This is a genomic window from Planctomycetota bacterium, from assembly GCA_018242585.1.
Taxonomy (GTDB): Bacteria; Planctomycetota; Planctomycetia; order Pirellulales; family PNKZ01; genus JAFEBQ01.
The window spans coordinates 1-18,770 of sequence record JAFEBQ010000007.1; the positions used below are offsets into that span (position 1 = coordinate 1).

Genomic DNA, 18,770 nt, shown 5'->3' on the forward strand with positions numbered 1-18,770 from the left:
GCCCGGTTTATCGCGGCCGAAGCCGTTGAGATAGATAGAATGGCACCGACATCTTCACGAAGGCGAATTGAACTTCTCGCCGAATCCAAAACAAGCGTTCCGGCACATCATGCTGATAGATAAATCGCGCTGCATAAGTAGCTGGTTGTTGCACAAGACAACAAGATTGTAATTTTGTTGACAACGGCAATGTCGGCGATAATATCCTTACACTCACCGTGTTCTTTGGGATTCGGTGGCCGGTTCTTGATCTCATTTGCGATTTAAGATTCCAGAGGGACGATCAGGCGTCATTAGTTCGACGCGCAACTTGCCGTACAACTTTGATTGGGCGGGACAGTATGGGTCAGGACTGGCACTGGTCTGTAGGTGTGACGACCGCGGGTCGGCACGAGCCGACCCTGGCTCGAACGCTGGCAAGCTTGGCTTCCGCCGGTTGGGAGCAACCTCGAGTATTCGCTGACGCTGGTGCGGATATTCCTGAGCAATTTCGCTCCTTGCCCACTTCCGTTCGCGCTCCGCAGTTTGGAGCATTCCCCAATTGGCTGCTCGGTTTGGCCGAACTGGTGCTGCGCGAGCGTCAGGCTGAAGCGTATTTGATGTGCCAGGATGATGTGGTGTTCTGTCGCGGCGTGCGCGAATACCTCGAGCATTCACTCTGGCCCGCTGAAAAGGTCGGTGTCATTTCTCTCTTCTGTCCTAGCCATTATGCCAGGGGCAAGCCGGCCGGCTTTCACGTCGAAGATCGTGGCTGGGATACGTGGGGCGCTCAGGCGTATGTGTTCTCGCCTGCCGCGGCAGACGCGCTGCTCAGCAGCCCGGTCGTCTGGAATCACCGTCGGACCGGTCCTAACGAGGGTAATCGCAATATTGACAGCGTTATCGGCTATTGGTGCCGCCAGACGAAGTTGCCATATTTTGTCCATACCCCCAGTCTGGCGCAGCATGTTGGCACGACATCAACGCTGTATTACGGAGCCAGCACGTGGGGCAATCGAATTGCGGCCGATTTCATGGGAGAAGATCGAACTATTTGGGAAGTCAATGACAAATAGATGTCACCGTCGCGTTGTACAAGTCAATAAAGTTTGGACGCATGGCTAACGAAAGGAATTCGCAATGGCTGATCAGGGGCGCGAGGATCGTTGGTACAAGATTTCGTTGGGCGCGGTGGAGCCGATTTCAAATCCGGAATGTGCCAATCTCGGTGCCGATTACTATTTGCGACGGGTAACCTCTTCGACTCTTGGAGAGGAACGGTGGGAACTCGACCTCACCGAAATGTGTGGGTTCACCAAGTTGTGTCTGGTGTTCACCGTCGGCGGCAATGCGACTCGTAGGGCGCGTGTGTTCTTTGTTGGCTCGAAGCCATCACCTTTTTGGCAGCAAGTGAGCGTTGCCCTTGGAGAAACGCAATTTTCACTAGGTCTCGACCAAATCTCTGGCAAGACTGCCGCTGAATGCCGCTGGCCAACCACGATTATCGCGACATATCTTCCCATCGCCCATCGAGTCAGGCCTGCGCTTCAGAGTAAACCGCGTGTCCTCATGGCAGCGGCAGATTCAGGACCGCCACCAGTCCCCGTCCAACCAGGGCCTGCTCCGGGCAAAGGTGGCAACGGTAAGCCTCCCGGTAAACCTGGCATGCCTCCCAAGCCTCCGGCACCGCCAGCGAAGCCGCCGGTTAAGCCACCTGTCAAGCCTCCCGTGAAGCCTCCCGTAAAACCGCCGGTGAAACGTCCAGTGAGGCCGGGAGGTGGCGGTCAATTCGGCTTCTGGTATCCGCCAGGTTATTTCTTTTACGGCGGCGTCAACACCGGCGGTGGCTATGAGGAAGATGATTGTGGCTGCGGATGCGGCTGCGATTCTTGCGGCACGTCAACTCCCGGCCAAACAGCTGACCCCGTGCGCTATTCCAATGGCGAGATTCAGCTCTCGGTCACCGACGTTGAGGCCACAGGATTTGCGACTACCTGGGGCCACACCCGGACCTACAGCAATCAGATGGCGAGCGTTTACAACTACGGTAATGGCTACAACTGGCTCGTCGAACAATGGCCCTATCTGACGCAAATATCGCCGACGGTGATCGTGGCTATTCGCGGTGCCAATTGGAACGTCTGGTTCGACCAACAATCGGATGGAACTTATCAAGCACGGTACGGTGGCCTGCAAACGCTGACTCACAACGACTCGACATTTACCCTCGTTAATCCCGACGGCGAAGTCTGGGTTTTTCATGATTTCAATCAAACGAGTTACCCTGGTGGGACATTGCAGGAGCTGCACACGATTGGCGGCGCGCCAATTTATGTGACCGCCTATTCGGGCAGTCAGATCGGCGAGGTTCAGCGAAGTTACACGGACAGTAGCGGGAACACCGTCACCGAAGCGTTTGACTATGCTTACCTCTCAACTGGAGTAAATGCCGGGAACCTGCAATATGTCACACTTCGCCGGCAGGTAAATGGCGGTCCCTGGTCGTCCGTGCAGCGCGCCGCGTATACCTATTACGACGGCACTTCAACGTTTGGCTCGATCGGCGATCTCCAGACTGCTACGGTCCAAATTCCGAGCGGTACCACGTGGTCGGATCAAAGCACCAATTACTATCGGTACTATACCGATCCGACGCATGCGCATGCGTTGAAGTTCGTGATTGAGCCAGATGACTTCGTGCGGCTGGCCGCCGCCGTCGGCAATCCTCTGGCAGCCACAAACTCACAGGTTGCAGCTTTTGCGTCAAACTACTTCGAGTTCGACGACCAACAGCGTGTGACACTCGAATCGGTTGGAGGTGGGACGCGAACGTATCAGCTCGCCTATGAATCGAGCGGCATCACGGGTACGTCCGACTACAATCTCTGGCAAACCAAGACGACGGAAACTCTGCCCGATGGCAACCAGAACATTGTCTACACCAATATCGTTGGGCAAGTCCTGCTCAAGGAACTTCGCTCGGGGAGTCAGCGCTGGGTTCAGTACTGGCAATTCGATGCAGATGACAATCAGGTTTTCTACGCCCATCCGTCAGCCGTCGTCGATTATTCCGAGGGAGTTGGAACGCTCGATGTCACGCTTTATGACCATCAAGGCTTGATCGAACTCGCCGAGTTCTACCAAGCACCCGACCCGGCAGCGCGTTATCCTAAGAATACATCGAGCAAGCAAGGCAACCTGGGCACGCCCGTATTGCAAACTTCTTATGAGTACGTTCAGCGGTCGGATAGCCCGACAAGCCCCACGATCACGGTCAATGTCGTCTCGAAGTCCACGGTGTATCGAAACAACGACGGCACTGGCGCCATTGAGACGATGTTCGACTATCAGTGGTATGATGGCACCGTACAGGTTCTCCAACGAACGACCACGCTTCCCGTTATTCCACTCGATCAGAACGGCACCGGTGAGGCGTATTCACGGATCGAGCGCTGCGATGCCAATGGTTATCTCACCTGGGAAATGGGGCCTCGCGGTTTCATTGCGCGCAATTTTTACGATATTGTTTTGGGGACGATCACGCAAAGCATCCAGGATGTTGACACCAGTCTATACAGCGATGTGCCTCCTGGCTGGAGCACGCCAGCGGGCGGCGGACTGAATCTGATCACCGACTATGAATACGATTCGCAAGGACGCGTCACGCAGGTTCTCGGTCCGGTGCATAACGTGAATGGTGTGTCGGTGCGAACCGCGACTTGGACGGTCTACGAAGACGCCGAATTGACGATCCTGAACGGGCGAGGTTACGCGACGGGCTTATCGGGAAACTACAGCTACACACTGATCAATCCCGTTTCGATTACGATTCAAAACGCGTCCGGCCAGACGACCGACCAAATCCAGGCGGTCCGCAGCGGCACGTGCAGCCGGCTCACCTCGTGTGAGAGTTTTCCGCAAAGCCCATGGGTCCGATGGACCAAAAACCTGTACAACGACGAAGGGCAACTGATTGCGACGCGTGCCTATCATACGATTCCGACGGAAGGGGAGGGGCTGCCTAGAGTCAATTACAATGAGGTGACGTACGGCTATGACATCATGGACCGTCAGAACCGTGTCGTCAGTCCCGGCGGGACCATCACTCGTACGGTTTTCGATGCACGCGGATTGACGGTTGCGACCTACATCGGCACCGACGATACGGGAGCGACCGACGACGACCCTGCCGGTGGCGGCGCAACTGGCAACAACATGGTGATCGTTGGCCAGAATCAGTACGACAATGGCCTAGATGGTGGCGACAGCAATCTCACCCAAGTCACGCAATACGTCGACGTTTCGACCTCGCGCATTACCCAGTATGGTTACGATTGGCGTGATCGTCGGGAGACAACCGCTGGCGAGTTGAATACGTTTCAGCAGGTTATTTACGACAACCTTAACAATGTCGTTCAAGCCGATCAATATTTCGGCAGTGCTTCGGGCACGCTTCTCGGCCGCGTTCAAACGCGCTACGATGATCAGGGAAACATCTATCAAACGTTGACCTACGGGGTCGATCCCTCGACCGGCGCAGTGGGCCCCGCGCTCGTCGACAACACCTGGTATGATCCGGCTGGCAACGTAATCAAGCAGCTGCCGGCGGGTTCGCAATTGTTCACCAAGAGCAGCTACGACGGTGTTGGTCGCCACACCGCGACTTATTCAGGATACTATACCGGCAGCGGCACTGAGCCGATCGGCGACGTACCGTTGATTACTGGCGACGATAAAATCTTTGAACAAACGCTGATTACGTATGACAAAGCCAGCAATGCGGTCCAGACCACGGCGTTCCAACGGTTTGACAGTGCAACCGGCGGGGGAGTGTTGAATTACCCGTACAGCGGCTCGGAACCGCTGGCCCGAGCCAGCTATGTCGCTAGTTGGTTCGACGGTATCGGCCGTCAGATCGCCTCCGCCAATTACGGCACGAATGACAACGTCGCGTTCACACGACCCGATCTCCCTCCCGACAGTTCCGATACGGTCTTGGTCTCCATTTATCAGTTCGATTCCGCCAGCGATCCTTCGCGAACTATTGATCCTGCCGGCAGCATCACTCAGCAACAATTCGACGCATTGGGCCGGGTGGTCACGCGGATCGAGAACTATGTTAGCGGCACGCCGACGAATTGCGCGCCCGATGCAGACCGAACCACGCTTACCACCTACGCTCCCGATGGTGGAATTGCCACGCTAACGGCGGTCAACTCGACAACAGGCGATCAGATCACCCGCTATTTTTACGGCACGACGCTCGTCGACTCCGATGTTGCCCGCAGCGATCTAATGCGAGCGGTCGCCTACCCCGAAAGCGACGACTCCAGCGCACCGGCCGGAGCCGACTGCGATCCCGATCGGGTTGAATACAGCTATAACCGGCAGTCACAAGTCAAGCAAACGGTGGACCAGAACGGCACGATTCACCAGTTCGTTTTTGATCTACTCGGCCGGCAGACGAATGATTGCGTGTCATTCCTTGGATCGGGAATTGATCCAGCTGTGCGGCAAATCGCCCAATCTTACGATGTTCGGGGCCTTCCCAGCACGATTACCAGCTTTGACAGCGCGACGGCTAACGCGGGAAACATCGTCAATCAGATTCAGTTGCAATACAATAACTTCAAGCAACTGACGACTGAGTACCAGTCTCATTCGGGGGCGGTCAATATGTGGACCAGCCCGAAGGTCGGCTACGGCTATGCCGACGGCACCGCGAACACCACGCGCGCCACAGCGATCACATATCCCAATGGTCGCACCCTTTCGTTTAGTTATCCCAGCGGCGATGCCAATGCGCTGAGTCGGATCGCCTCGATCGTCGACACCGACAGCACGACGCTGGTCGGCTACACATATCTGGGCCGCGGCACTTTCGTCCAAAGCATCTCGCCGCAACCGCAATTGCAATGGACCTTGATCACAGGCAGTGGCGCGAACCCTTATGAAGGGCTCGATCAATTCGGTCGCGTGATCAACTGCCTGTGGCAGAACACTGGCACAAGTTCTCCCGTTGCACAAATTCAATACGGCTACAACCGCGCGAGCAACCGCGTCTGGCGTCTCGATCCTGTGGCAGCGTCCCAATCGCCGCCGGTCTACCAGGACGAACTCTATGCTTATAACGGGTTGCAGGAGTTGGTCGACCTGCAGCGGGGGCAACTCAACAGCGATCGCACGGCTATCAATCCAAGCACGCTGGCATTCGCCGAGAGGTGGGGCCTTGATGCCACGGGAAATTGGCGACGTTATCGACAGGATAATAACGGGAACACCAGCTGGAATCTGGATCAAAAGCGCATCAGCAATCGCGTGAACGAGATCACCGCGTTCATCAACGATGCGGGTCCGAACTGGGCGCAGCTGCGGTACGATCGGAGCGGCAACATGACGGTCACGCCGCAGCCGGCCGATCCAACGAAAAGCTACCTGCTGACCTATGACGCTTGGCAACGTCTGGTACAGGTAAACGACGGCGGCGCAGTCGTGGCTCGCTACGCCTACGATGGCCAGCGGCGGCGAGTGACGACAACGACCGGTTCGTCAACGCGGCACTTTTACTACACCAGCCAGTGGCAAGACATCGAAGAGCGAGTCGATGCTTCGACGACGCCGGACCGCCAGCTCGTTTGGGGCCTGCGCTACATCGACGATTGCGTGTTGCGCGATCGTTCGATCAGTGGCACACTCGATGAACGGCTCTACGCGATCCAAGATGCTAACTGGAACACGATCGCAATCACCAGCGCGAGCGGTATTGTCCAGGAGCGTTACGGTTATAGCGCATATGGCAACGCTACTGTAATGGAATCGACATTTATACTGCGCGACGTTGATAGCCTGATTCATTTCGATTGCTTGTACTGTGGATACTGCTATGACTGGACAACTGATCTTTATAAAGTGCGACGTCGCGACTTAAGTCCTTTATTGGGCCGATGGCTGACAGTTGACGTATATCCGCGAGTTATCGGCATTGATCGATATGGCTACGCAGATGATTCCCCCGCAAATGCGACGGATCCATTAGGCATGGAGCCAGCAAGCGCAACTGTTGCCGCAGCTATTTTGGGCTTATTAACTGCCTGTGCATTTCCACAAGCCCAGCTCGCGTGGGCCTATTACGAAGACAGCTCGGATAAGTTCAAACACTGCTGGGTGTCATGCAGAATTGCGAAAACGTGCAGCGGCTTGCCAGCGCAAATTGCAGGCTTCGCAAAAGAAGCGAAAGATCTAGCGATAATCGCGTACTGTGCACTTCCACCACCACCGAATCCATTTCACGACTGGCTTTGCGAGCAGGCGCAACATTCCAGCCCGAGCGATTCCCTAAATGATCTAATTGCCAATAACAAATGTATTACCTGGGAAACGTATATCCCCGTGGTCAACTGGATAGGTGCGGCATGCAGAGAGAGTTGTGAGACGTGCTGCCGCAGAATGGTAGGATATTTCTGACGGCCCTCATTCGTAATTCATCGGTTCTCGGCCGAACACAACAAGGTAACGTGGCATGTGGAAACGTCGCGCTTGGATAACTGGAATTGTCGCAATATCTGTTGGGTATATATTATTTTGTGCATATGAAAAGCACAGTACGACACCACCACAAACCGCCCGCAACATAGTGAGCTTTGCTAAAGTGATGCCGCCTCCACGGAAGCTGGCAAGAGTTGCGAATGCCGGAGTGGAATATATCGTGTGGATCGGTAAACCAGCGAATTCCCTTACGTTACCATCCGGTCCGCCCTGTTACTTATTTGATAAAACGGGCGAGCTGTCTGATTGGTCACCGGATATTGGGGATGACCATCACCTCGATTCCTACGTACTTTCTGCTAGAGCAGCTCCAGATGTATCAATTGAGGATATTATCAAAAGTTTAAAGCCGACAAAATGATCGAGCGATTTATTTGGTGAGGTTGAGAAGCTGACAAAGAGGGTGTCCCAAAAAAGTGGTTCTAACAAGATGTATCTTGGAAGATGAAGTATCTAGAATATGGGCACTTTGCACATGTACGCATTTCCGTTTTTGTTTTTGTATTCTCCGCCGCTTATCCGCAGTGGTGGCACATGGGCGTAATACTTATGTGGCTTGGATCTGCTGCCATTATGGCGTGCATTGTTGGGCTAGTTTCCCGCCACCGTATTTACGCTAAATGGCGTGGTGTTATAGGATTAACATGCCTGTTTAGTGGCGTAAGTCTCGGAATTATTAACATTTGCAACAATGATAACGCGTTACGCCAATTTCAACAGCAGGGCGAGAAGCCTCGCTAATAGCCCGTTGGGTACAAGTCTGCATTTATTGCGTTCGACCCCGCAAGGTCGTCCGCGCGATTCGTCTCCGATGTCAAAAACCGTTTGATATGCAAGACTACGCTGTTGGGATTTCACTTCTTGAACATTGTGTGTACCGAATCGAGGCATTGTCTGGTGACTTCTTTTGCACACACAGTCGTGTTGTGGCGCGTGACTCGCTTGTCAATGCTTCAATATGCTCGCTGTGCTGCATGCGCGAAGTGCCGTGCATAGCACCCAGAGAATTCCCACCAAATGTTAGCCTTGCCTCCGCTGCTGCGGAAAAGCGTCCGGTTCCGTCGACCATCCGAAACGGAGCTGCCGACCAGTCACACGGCCATGCCAACCAGACTGACGCTGCGAGGGTTTCGTTTTGCTTGTCGTTACGGAATCGCGCCAACAATTTTATCAACGCGCTCACTTTATTGGACGAAGCCGCCGACACGATCTGTGAAGTCGTAATTGCTGACTTCGGTTCCGATGATCTGGATTTGGCGAATGTACTGAAGGCTACGAGACTGCCGTCAAAGATTGTTGCAGTTCCCATGCCCTTCAATCGGTCGCGCGGCTTGAACGCCGCTGCAGCAGTCGCCAGCGGTGAAATTCTTTTCTTTCTCGACGCCGACATTCTCGTGCCAAAAGACATTTGTGCGTCGGTCCGAAGGCACGCGCAACCAGGCCGCGCTTACTTTCCGATCTGCTATTCGCTTCGCCAAGGAAGCTCTCCGAATCAATCGGCCCCTGGCTGGTGGCGAACGGAAGGGTTCGGCTTATGTGGGTTTCATAGAACGGATTTTGAGAAGCTGCGTTGGGATGAATCGTTTACCACCTGGGGGGGCGAAGACAATGACCTTTTCAGACGCGCTGCAAAGGCCTTAAAAATCGAGCGCAGCCGCTGTCCCGGTCTGTTTCACCTGTGGCATCCCGATGGCCGTGGATTCATGGGCCGATATCACATCGCTGGATCGAGCGAGTCGGTAACTCGCCAGGCATTGCCCCCTCAAGCTATTTCGTCTGCACCAGTGCATGGACATGTGAACGGAAAGCGTATCACTGCTGGATCAACGGCTCATCAGCAACGAGCAAGTTCAGCACCGAGCCTGTTATCATCGCCCGCCACAGGAGCTTGCGCACGTCCCTCGCTCAACGGCTGCACAGTAGCGACAGAAGACCGCCAACCAAAACAGCCGCTGGCGGACATGCCGCGCGTCGGGTTTCTGGTGCCTTCGTTGCCAATGGGCGGAGTTGGCCAAGTCATTGCCGACACGGTGGCAGCGGCGACCAGGGTTCAGTTTTCAGGAATTGCCTTGCGCTCGCCGCAGCCCGTGTTTTCAACCTATGAGGAGATCTTTCGGGGGCGCTGTCCGGTACTGCAAGGAACGTGGCAAAGCGTGGCACAGCACGTCATTGACGAGTCCGATGCTGTGATTATCTGGGGATTTGCTGAAAGCAGTGTCTACGCAGGGCTGAGTTTTCATGGTCGCCCGGTGATCGCACAGGCGCATAACACGAAGCTCGAAGGGTGGACAGCGCGTACGATTCAAGCTGCCCGCCCCGTTGCCACGCATTTCACGGCTTGTTCTGATGCCGCGGTCCATTCGTATCCGCCTGATTTGCGATCGAAGGTGCATGTAATTCATAATGGTTGCAGTCCGTCCAGGCTCGTTCCGCGCGTCTCGCGCGCTGCGATGCGGCAACTCTGGGGCATCGATGAAGCCACGATCGTGGTCGCCTATGCGGGGCGGATTGTGGCAGAGAAGCGGCCTGAATTGGCGGCCGTTGCGGTTCGCGAACTCGGCTCAAATTATCTGGCGGCAATCATCGGCGAGGGCAACCACTACGATTGTTGCCGGCGGCAAGCGACGGCGGCTGCCCCAGGGCAAGTCGAGTTCCTGCCGGCAGTGACCAACATCGCCGACGTGCTAGGGGCGATCGATGTTTGGTTCAACGCCTCGCGGTACGAGGGGAGTTGTATGGCGCTGATCGAAGCCTTGCTCTTCGGAGTTCCTGTAGTCACAACTGTCACGGGCGCGGTTCCAGAGTTTGAGCAAGCCGCTGGGAGGCAATTAGTCGCGCATCTCTCCGACGAGCCGACAGCCGACGAACTTGCCAATCGCATACGCGAAGCTTTGCACGAGGCGACTCGGGAACGCACCACATTTGCACGCGAATGGGCATTGGCTAATATCACATCCACACAAATGGCCCGCGAGTTCGAAGAGGTGATCCTCGCCGTGTGCGGATGCCGCCGATGAACTACTTCGTTGCCTTTACTGCTCGATCCGGCTCGAACTGGCTTGGCGAGTTACTCCGCTCGACCCAGGCACTAGGGGCATGCTGGGAGCATTTCGCTTTCACGGCAACCAGCCTGCACGATGTCCGGGTATTTCCTAATCGAACGCCCTCTTGGGACAACAGCAGTTGGCAGGGGCATTACGCAAGCTATCTCAGGCACACCCGCTCGGCCAATGGCGTAACCAGTTGCCAGATTACGTGGGGGCAATGGCGCTATTTGTGCGTGGGACTCGGCGCGGCCCCACCCATTGATCGATGGGTCTGGTTGCGACGTCGGAACATCTTGCGCCAAGCAATCAGTTGTTATCGCAAGGAGGTTACCAATCAATGGAAGCTCGAACCAGGGGATCGACCTGCGCCAGCCCCGCCTTTCGAGCCGGAGTTGATCCTAAGACATGCCGTCGGTCTCCTCGATGAAGAAACCTGTTGGGTTGATTTTTTTCGTCGCGGAATCGCCGCTCCCTTAGAAGTGTGGTACGAAGATTTATGTCGCGATCCGTTGGCGACGATTCAGGCGATTGCAAGTCACGTAGGTGTCGACGTTGTAAGTGAGCCGCGCAGCCGCCTGCTTCGACAAGCGGATGACATCTCTGAAGAATGGCACCAACGACTTCTCCCAACGTGGCAGCGATTCACAGGGGAGCGATGCGTTAGGTCTCAACTCTGCATGGAGGAGACAGTCGCGCAAAACCCGTGAAGTAGTTCTCAAATGGCTGCCTGAAACGGATTGTCGTCCGCAGGTGCCGTGGTATTCAGAGAATTCTTTCATTGAGTCGGCTCAACTCGACATAGGAAAAACAGGATTTTGCCAAGTAGAGCAGTCCGACGGTTCAGCGTCGTCTGAACAAGAGCTTTCGCTGCGTCAGGAAAAGAGGATGGCCAGGAAACCCCTGCTTTATTTGGGCTCAACCGGGCTAGGCGAAAACTTAATTGCAACGCCAGCGATGCGGTTCCTGGCCCAGGAATACGAGATTACGCTGCTGATTCCCTCGAAACAGGCTCCCGCCTTCGAGGGCTTGAGCTTCTTGGCTCGCATCCTGCCGCACGACATGAATTTTGTCTGGCCTATTGGCAATTTGAATATTTCGGATGCCTGGGCCGACAAAATCCTCAACGCCGTGGGGTCGCAAGGGTTCTTCACGTCGCACTTTATGAGCAAGCATGCTCCCTCGGTGCGTAGCAACAAACGACTGGCCTCATTCCAAGCTTTGCCGGAATACAAAGTGTTCCTGAATGGCGACTCGGCTCGCACTTTCGTGCAACGAGCTGGCTGGCAGGACAGGACCATCTGGCCCGATATGCGCCTCAGTGTCGGTGGTCCCAAGAGTGCCCTCGATCAATCCGATTTTATCGTTATCTCACAAGGGTCGCATGAAGCGCTGCGGCGCTTGCCATTGCCTGCCATCGCCAGGATATTTTACGCGGTGAAGGCGAAGCTGGGGCGTTATCATTTTATCATTCACGGCGATAAGGAAGTTCATGGCCTGAAAGACATTGGTGCCGAGATCATGCCGCATGATTGTTCGCAAGATTCATTGCGGGCGTTGATGGCTATGATGCGGAAGAACCCGGCATTGCTGATAGCTCCTGATACAGGCACTTCACATTTGGCCAATGCTTACGGTCTACGGCAAATCATGTTGGAGACTCGCGAACGCTTGGAGCACCGCACGAGCCCCGTTTACTTGCCCATCAACTGGGTATTCCGTCATTCGGCTCCGGCATGCAATCAAGATTGCACGGCTCGTGCCTTATTCAATACTTATGGCGCTGCGATTTTCGACGTGCGCCCGAAAGTGGTCGAAACAAAATACGACCAACTAGCATGCAAAGAATCACGTGTCGCGCCATGCGTCGAGTATTCGGATTCGCAATTGGCGGAACTGGCTGACATGGCGGTTGAACTGTTGAAAGTCAAAATTCCCGAAGACTGCAAGCGAATCGTCCTGTGCCAGAATTAGATCGCGTACCAAGAAGCGTGATTGGTCACAGGTCGGGACCGATTCGAGGCCGCAAAAGTGTGCTTGTCGCAAGTTGGAAGCGAGCGAGGCTGGACAGCGGCTTCGTTGTGCCGAAGCAGCATGAGTGCGTACCGGTAGCGCAATAGCGGTGTGAGTTTGCGAACGAAGAACTCGTGTCGCCGCTAAGCAGCGCGGTGGTAACTGTTCAGCAAGCCGCCCAGCCGCCGCTTGCAGCGCACTTCGGCCAGCGTTACGACTTGCTTGTTCAGAGAACTCTGCTTAGTCCGCGGCCGGCCAGGTGTTTTCCGTTTGAGCAACGGCTCGTTGTCCAGCGACTGGTGCGGCCGCTCCTCGTGATAGTGGGCCAGATACTCTGCGCACAAATAATCCAAATGCCTTTCCCCAAACGCCACGAATCGGTCGAGGCATTCCTGGCCGATCGACTGAATGAACCGCTCGACAAACGCGTTGGTGTTCGGCGCACGGAGGGCGCCGCGCTTCGCGACCACCCGTAACCGTTTGAGCATCTGCCGGAACGAGCGGCTGAACTTGGTGTCATTATCATGCTGCAGGTGGCGAACCGGGAGCCCCTGGTCGCGGGCTTGCTGCACAAATGACTCGGTTTGGGCGACGACCCATTCATCGTTGGGATGGAGCGTTGCCGGCGACAGGACGACCTGCCGCGTTTTCACGTTCAAAAACACCAGCACGAACGCTTCGCGAACCCCCTTGAGCGTGACCACCCGCTTGCTGAAGAAATCGCACTGCCACAAAGACGCCGCATGCGTCTTGATAAAATCGTCCCAGGTTCCCTCACCGCGCTGCGGCCCCGGATCGAAGCCGGCGTCCTTCAAAATCCGCTTCACGGTGTTGCGGGAAATAGTCCGCACCCCGAGCTTCTTCAGCTCGCCGAGAATCCGGGTGTACCCCCACTCGTTCTCGCGGGCCAGCTTCAGAACCAGCCGGCGGATTTGCTCGGGGGTGCGACGGCGTCCCCGTTTGGCCGGCGGGCGGGGTTTCTTCCCCTTGTCCTCACGAATCCAGCGCAGCAGCGTTCCCGGCCCGACGATCGTGGCCAATTGATGGATCGCGCTCCCAAGTCGCTCGGCAAACCGGACCAGCCGGCGGCGTTCCTTCGGGGTGACCGTGATGCGTTTTGGCAACTTGGAACGAAGGATTTCGTTCTCGACCTTCAGGTATTTGACCTGGCGGGCCAGCTCTTTCTGGGTTGCGCCGGCGATTACCAGCAGCAAAGACTGAAAAACGTTCGTCATCTGGGTAAAATGGCGCAAGTCCCTGGTGATGATAGGGATGCCTTCATTTTGGCACCCCGGGTGGCGCTCGCCCCCGGGCCAAGCCTACGTCATACCGGTTGTCGGCGCGTGGTTCATGGCTGTCGCGCGCTTGTTAACCTGCGGCGCGCGGTTTTGGGGCGTCGCTGTTGCGCGCTCTTGGTTAACAGTTCGCGCGACTTTTCGCGTTAACTCGATCACGCCGATTTCGCGGCTGGTTGGACTCGGTTTACTACCACCGAATCGAACGCGAACTCAACAACATTCAGTCCTTCAACGACTTTCGAAATTCGCCAAACAGAGAATCGTTATGAAATGGGTTGGGCACAGGGAGGGCCATGACTTTCGCCCCCCATACAAGAATCTGCCTGGATTATTAGATCGCTGCTTCGGAAGGGACAGTTGGCCGACGATTTTATGCCTCACAGCAACGCTTGATCCCAACAGCCAGACGGAGATTCTGAAAGACTTTCGACTCAAGAATACTGACGTAGTGCGCAGTAGTAACATGTTGCGGAGCAATCTTGACCTGGCCTTCGACTCCTTTGAAAACGGCAACGAAAAGCTTGCTGCACTTGATCGGCTTCTTGATTCTCATCGCGGTGAGAAGGCAATTATCTACGCGCATCGCAAGAAGAGCAAGACACAGGGAACTCGCGCGTTAGCAGAACGACTTACAGGACTTGGGCACTGTTGCGCCCCATTCGACGCCGATTTGGAGCTGCACAAAAAGGAAGAGACCTTAACCCGATTTGCAAGCGGTGAGATTCGGGTGGTAGTCGCGACTGGCGCCTTCGGAATGGGAGTGGACATACCGGACGTGCGCGGCGTAATCCATTTCCTTCTGCCGGAGTCACTTGAGCAGTACTACCAGGAAGTAGGACGCGCAGGGCGAGATGGAAAACCGTCATTTGGCAAGTTGCTCTACACCTCTGTGAACAGCAAGGTTCGTCGAGACATGATCGACGAGTCGCGTCGAACGATTGAACAGGTTCGTGAGGTGTGGACGGAGGTATGTAACGCCGGGCGCGCAGACCTGAAGACAATTAGTCCGTGGACAGAGTTTCAGGGGCGGGACGAAGAATATGCTTTGTTTTATGCCTTTGAACGGATCGGTGCGATTCAGGTCCTGGCACGAGGACCAGGCAGGTTGAAGTGCTTTGAACCACGCGGTCCCGCAGGAACCCTGTTTCTTCAAAGACTTGCCAGTGCCACGCGAATCGGCAATACGGCCGCGGCAATTAGGCAGCTCAAATTAAACCCTAAGGAAACCGTTGACGAGCTTTTCAGCCTTTACGACCACGGTGAAATCGCGCTCGCAAGGAGTCCGGATAAGACCCTCATGTTTCGAACGCGGGAAATCGCGGAAACAGAATTGCAAGCAATAACCGACGAAATCAATACGCGCGTTGATAGTAGATTGGAAAAGTTCGAACGATTTGTGCACCTAATCGAATCAAAAGCGCGGCCGGACGACGCGCTTCGTGCGGAATTTGCCGGCGGTAGGTAACCCAAGGCATGCTTGGGTTTTGCGTTGCTCCTGCCGCATCAAATAATAGGTGAATTGAGTGCAAGTTACTGAAGTATCTGATCATCGATGTTCTTGGCTTCGATCAGTTTTTGGAACTCGCCGAGAATCTCTGGGTGATTCTGCGACATGAACCGTACCACGCGGGCGTTGTCCATCAATTTCTTGAGGTAGCCCACCACCAGGACCAGGTTCAGCACGTTCTTACCGTGGGATTCTTCGATCAGCTTGAACTCCTTGCCGAGCGACTCCATTTCGTGTTCCATGCGGGCGATGTCGTCAGGGGAGAGCCCACGGGTTTCCTTCTTTTCCCCGTCGATCATCTGATCTTCGGGAGTTGCCGCCACCAGGCATTTGGCATAACCAACGGAAAAGTTGTGCATGGCGCACATCAACTCGGCAATTTCGATCTGGCGCATCGGCTTAACCTTGCGAAGGTCTCGAAGCGCCTCGCCAGTCACTCGCTTATCCTTCAAGAGCTGAACCGCTTCCGGGCAAATCCCCTCGAGTAGGTCACGTTTCTGCCGAATGCTGTAGATGTCAACGTTTAACGAGCGGGCGATCCGGTCCTCGGTCACGCCTTGCTTGATCGCGCGCAACAACATGAAGTGCTCTTGGATTGCCGAAAGACGGTTCACCTTATGGTTGTAGGTGAACCCCTCATCGTCGCCAGACACCAGGCACTTGGCGGTGGCGACGCCGAGTTCGTGAAGGATGGTGAGCCGCAAATGCCCGTCCAGCAGCATGAAGCTCCGGTCGCTGTTTGGCTGGGGGAAGACAACCAGTGGTTCGATCAGTCCCAGCTCTTTGAGCGAAGCTTCGATGCAGCGGAACTTGACCGTATTGCGCATACCCTCGTTGAAGCGGCGTGTGGGGAGGATTTTGTTGAGGGGGACTTCCACGACCTCGGGTCGGCAAGCCAGGCGCACTCGATTGGCGGCGGTCATTCATCGGTTCCTTTGATTTGGGCAGCGAGAAACTGCGGGAGCGTGTCGAGCCCCTCCGCGCGTAGCAACGTCACAAAATGTTCGTCTTGAAATAGTTGCTTGAGCGCCGAGACCGAGAACATCAACTTGGTCTCGAAGATTTTTGCCTTCTGAATGATCATCTTTTGCCGTAAGGTTTCCTGCTGGTAGGTTTTGAGCAGATTCTCGGTGGAGACGGGGGTCGTGGACGGCTTTCGAGTGCCACTTCGTGGCCGCTTCCCCCGCGCCCGGCGGCTCTCGATTAAGCGCCGTGCCCGCAACAGGGCCTTGCCACGCAGATCGTGTTTTTCATAGGCGTCTTGTAAGGCGCGCTGCACGGCCTTGTCGTCAGAGGTGGCGATCGTGATCGCGATGCTGACCGGCAGGTGCCCCTTCTCGACGGCTTGCAATAACCGTTCTTCGCCACGGGCGAGCAGCTTCAGGATGCCGCTGATATAGGTGGGGTCGAGGTCGGTCTTGCGGGCAATTTCGTGGTGCGAGTAGCCACGTTCCTTGAGTGCGCCGATCTCGCGGACCAGTTCGACGGTGGAGTGTGAGCGGCGGGCCAGGTTTTCCGCGAGACTCATCAACAGCAAGTCTTCCTTCGTTCCCTCAATCACAATGGCGGGAATCGTCTCTTCACCGAGTTGGGCATACGCTTCGAGCCGGCCCTGGCCGCACACCAGATCGTACCGTGCGTCCCCGTTATGCCCGTCAACGTGGCAAACGGTCACCGGCTTTTTGAGCCCGAGCGTGCCGATGTTTGCCACGATCTGGGAAAACTTCTTCTTCCCCCGTTCACGCGGGTTCAGCACATTGATCTGCTTGATCGGGATCATGCGGACGACGGGGTCGTATTTGGCGTTCATGCGGCTACCTCAATCTTGCTGCGGGCTGCCATCTCCGCGAAATAGTCCAAGTTGTCAAATTGGTAAGTGTCCAAATGGATGCCATTCGCTTCGCAAAGCAGCAACTTTGGCGCGGCGATGTCCATGATTGGGAGCAGGTAAAAGTCGGCGGGCTCCTTGTTGGCCGGGTCCATGCGAACCAGGATCGTGATGTCAGGGGCAAGCCGTTGATCGACTTGGATCAGCCAGCGGAGCGAGCCGGCAGGAGTTTGGCGGCACCGCGACAGGACCATCGTGGCGCTATACTCGCCGTTGATGACCAACAGGTCGCTCGTCGAGTCGCGTGTGACCGTTGCTCCGACCGCATCCAGCCGGCGCATCACATCAGAAAACAGGTTGGGGTAGAGGGCCCGGAGTTCGCGATTGATTTCGACGTAGCTGAAATCCCGCTCAGGTTCGTAGCCAGCCAGGCGATACGCCGCCAACAGGCTGCCAAATCGGGAGCGATACGATGCGCTGCTGGGCATTTCGTCGGCTGCATCGATCAGATGCCCAGACAAAGTCAGATGTCGCTTCGCCAGTTCCTTGAGACGGGAGAGCATTTCTTCGTCGGAGATGCGACGAGCTCGTTCCTGGATGATCCCGCGGGCCATGAAGAATGCTTCGGGGGAGACGATCCCCTCGAAGGCGCCGTCAGCGCGCACCCACATATCGGGCGTGTTTTCGACATGCTTCTTCTGGAGCTTGAACGACGTCCGGTTGTAGACGTTGTTGCCGATGTACTTTTCGTTGGTCAGCACCTGCTGCACGGTGCATCGCGTCCAGGGACGACCGAAGTCGGTGACCAAGCCCCGCGCGTTCAACTCGGCGGCAATTTCACTTTCGCGCTTTCCCTGTTGGGCAAAGGCTTCATAAATCCAATTGACCGTTCGGACTTCTTCCTCGGGACCGGGTACAAGAATGACGCGATCCGTTTGCAGACTCTTGTACTCGCCGCGAGTGAGCACACCTTTTTCTTCGCCGGTCATGTTGACCAGCATCCGGCGTAGGCCATAGCCAGGCGTGCCCCCTTGGCGATAGCCCAATTCGATCAGCCGGCACTGTCCCTTGAAGACTTTGTTGGACAGCTCGCGGCTGTACTCGCCCGCCATTGCGCGCTTGACGCTTTTGATGATGGTCGAGGTCGGGCCGCCGTCGTTTTCAAACTGCTCGGCGCAATAATGGACTTCGATGCCGGCCCGTTTGCAGAGGTATTCGTAGTAGGCGCTTTCGTCGGCGTCTTGGAATCGTCCCCAGCGGCTGATGTCGTACACCAGGATCGCCTTATAGTCCGCACGGCCGTCCTGCACATCGGCGATCAAAGTGCGCAGGGATTCCCGGCCGGCGACGTTTAGCCCGCTTTTTCCCTCATCGGCATACGTCTTGATGATCTCGTACCCGCGGCGGGCGGCGTACTCGCGAATCGTGTCGTCTTGATTGAGGGTTGAATACTGCTGGTGCTCGGTCGACATGCGCACGTACTGGGCCGCGCGGATAACTGGTGTGGGGGGCTGCTGATCCATCATGGGGTTCGCTTTACATTTCGAGTTCAATCA

Annotated in this window: 10 protein-coding genes; 6 read left to right on the top strand and 4 right to left on the bottom strand. The window is 55.8% G+C overall.

Annotation, left to right across the window (positions count from 1 at the left end):
* Nucleotides 1-497: 497 nt before the first annotated feature.
* The 5 genes from JSS27_03285 to JSS27_03305 all read left to right on the top strand — a co-directional run bounded on the left by JSS27_03285 (nucleotide 498) and on the right by JSS27_03305 (nucleotide 11,278).
* The gene (locus JSS27_03285; protein ID MBS0207956.1) at nucleotides 498-1,055 is read left to right on the top strand and encodes a hypothetical protein; all 558 of its coding nucleotides are present in this window, start codon (nucleotides 498-500) and stop codon (nucleotides 1,053-1,055) included.
* A 64-nt stretch (nucleotides 1,056-1,119) separates the two neighbouring features.
* Entirely contained in the window at nucleotides 1,120-7,443 is a 6,324-nt protein-coding gene (locus tag JSS27_03290) for an RHS repeat-associated core domain-containing protein (GenBank protein ID MBS0207957.1), read from the top strand.
* A 55-nt stretch (nucleotides 7,444-7,498) separates the two neighbouring features.
* Nucleotides 7,499-7,885, top strand: a complete 387-nt coding sequence (locus JSS27_03295; GenBank protein MBS0207958.1) for a hypothetical protein — start codon at nucleotides 7,499-7,501, stop codon at nucleotides 7,883-7,885.
* A gap of 469 nt (nucleotides 7,886-8,354) precedes the next feature.
* Complete coding sequence (locus tag JSS27_03300; GenBank protein ID MBS0207959.1) at nucleotides 8,355-10,541, top strand: glycosyltransferase; 2,187 nt, start codon at nucleotides 8,355-8,357, stop codon at nucleotides 10,539-10,541.
* Nucleotides 10,538-11,278 carry a hypothetical protein gene (locus tag JSS27_03305; GenBank protein ID MBS0207960.1) on the top strand — a complete coding sequence of 247 codons (741 nt, stop codon included), beginning with the start codon at nucleotides 10,538-10,540 and terminating at the stop codon, nucleotides 11,276-11,278. The genes JSS27_03300 and JSS27_03305 overlap by 4 nt, the downstream gene beginning before the upstream one ends.
* A 1,446-nt stretch (nucleotides 11,279-12,724) precedes the next feature.
* Here the strand turns inward: JSS27_03305 and JSS27_03310 are convergent.
* Entirely contained in the window at nucleotides 12,725-13,816 is a 1,092-nt protein-coding gene (locus JSS27_03310) for a DDE-type integrase/transposase/recombinase (protein ID MBS0207961.1), read from the bottom strand.
* A gap of 526 nt (nucleotides 13,817-14,342) precedes the next feature.
* On the opposite strand from JSS27_03310, the gene JSS27_03315 reads away from it, so the two are divergent.
* Nucleotides 14,343-15,344, top strand: coding sequence for a hypothetical protein (locus tag JSS27_03315; GenBank protein ID MBS0207962.1), 1,002 nt, complete (start codon nucleotides 14,343-14,345; stop codon nucleotides 15,342-15,344).
* Nucleotides 15,345-15,409: 65 nt separating this feature from the next.
* Here the strand turns inward: JSS27_03315 and JSS27_03320 are convergent, their stop codons facing one another.
* Genes JSS27_03320 through JSS27_03330 form a run of 3 tightly spaced genes read right to left on the bottom strand, consistent with a single transcriptional unit; the run spans nucleotide 15,410 to nucleotide 18,686 of the window.
* A complete protein-coding gene (locus tag JSS27_03320; GenBank protein ID MBS0207963.1) occupies nucleotides 15,410-16,309 on the bottom strand; it encodes a ParB N-terminal domain-containing protein in 900 nt (299 codons plus the stop codon).
* A complete protein-coding gene (locus JSS27_03325; GenBank protein MBS0207964.1) occupies nucleotides 16,306-17,196 on the bottom strand; it encodes a ParB N-terminal domain-containing protein in 891 nt (296 codons plus the stop codon). Before JSS27_03325 ends, JSS27_03320 begins: the two co-directional genes overlap by 4 nt.
* Nucleotides 17,193-18,686: a recombinase family protein gene (locus JSS27_03330; GenBank protein MBS0207965.1), complete on the bottom strand. Its 1,494-nt coding sequence runs from the start codon at nucleotides 18,684-18,686 to the stop codon at nucleotides 17,193-17,195. The genes JSS27_03325 and JSS27_03330 overlap by 4 nt, the downstream gene beginning before the upstream one ends.
* Between the last annotated feature and the right edge of the window lie 84 nt (nucleotides 18,687-18,770).

Excerpts from the sequence above, each read along its gene's own strand:
- JSS27_03290 (MBS0207957.1), top strand. The coding sequence starts at position 1,120 with ATGGCTGATCAGGGGCGCGAGGATCGTTGGTACAAGATTTCGTTGGGC.
- JSS27_03295 (MBS0207958.1), top strand. The coding sequence starts at position 7,499 with ATGTGGAAACGTCGCGCTTGGATAACTGGAATTGTCGCAATATCTGTT.
- JSS27_03300 (MBS0207959.1), top strand. The coding sequence starts at position 8,355 with ATGCAAGACTACGCTGTTGGGATTTCACTTCTTGAACATTGTGTGTAC.
- JSS27_03305 (MBS0207960.1), top strand. The coding sequence starts at position 10,538 with ATGAACTACTTCGTTGCCTTTACTGCTCGATCCGGCTCGAACTGGCTT.
- JSS27_03310 (MBS0207961.1), bottom strand. The coding sequence starts at position 13,816 with ATGACGAACGTTTTTCAGTCTTTGCTGCTGGTAATCGCCGGCGCAACC.
- JSS27_03315 (MBS0207962.1), top strand. The coding sequence starts at position 14,343 with ATGTTGCGGAGCAATCTTGACCTGGCCTTCGACTCCTTTGAAAACGGC.
- JSS27_03320 (MBS0207963.1), bottom strand. The coding sequence starts at position 16,309 with ATGACCGCCGCCAATCGAGTGCGCCTGGCTTGCCGACCCGAGGTCGTG.
- JSS27_03325 (MBS0207964.1), bottom strand. The coding sequence starts at position 17,196 with ATGAACGCCAAATACGACCCCGTCGTCCGCATGATCCCGATCAAGCAG.
- JSS27_03330 (MBS0207965.1), bottom strand. The coding sequence starts at position 18,686 with ATGTCGACCGAGCACCAGCAGTATTCAACCCTCAATCAAGACGACACG.